Consider the following 304-nt stretch of genomic DNA (forward strand, 5'->3'; position numbering starts at 1 on the left):
CGGGTGCGGTGGCCAGATCGATGCCGTCGATCACCACCCGCCCGCGGTCCGGGCGTTCCAGGCCGGCGCACACCCGGGCGAACGTGGTCTTGCCAGCGCCGTTGTGGCCCATGAGACCGCAGATCTCACCCGACGCCACGGCGAGGTCGAAGCCGGCCAGGGCGTGGACGGCCCCCCAGCTCTTGTGCAGATCTTGGACGTCCAACACGCTGCGCTCCATAGATTCGGGTATACCTTGTATACTCAAGGCCGAAATAATAGCCGCGCCGCAGTCGGATTCAAAACCCACAGCCGCGCGGCATTT

The 304-nt window shown here is 65.5% G+C and carries 1 protein-coding gene; it reads right to left on the reverse strand.

The window, feature by feature from the left end; all coding sequences use genetic code 11:
- Positions 1–208: ATP-binding cassette domain-containing protein (locus tag TN53_RS43795; protein WP_159038316.1), on the reverse strand; the 208-nt coding region annotated here is incomplete at its 3' end.
- Positions 209–304: the final 96 nt, after the last annotated feature.

It is taken from the genome of Streptomyces sp. WM6386, assembly GCF_000972385.1.
GTDB lineage: Bacteria > Actinomycetota > Actinomycetes > Streptomycetales > Streptomycetaceae > Streptomyces.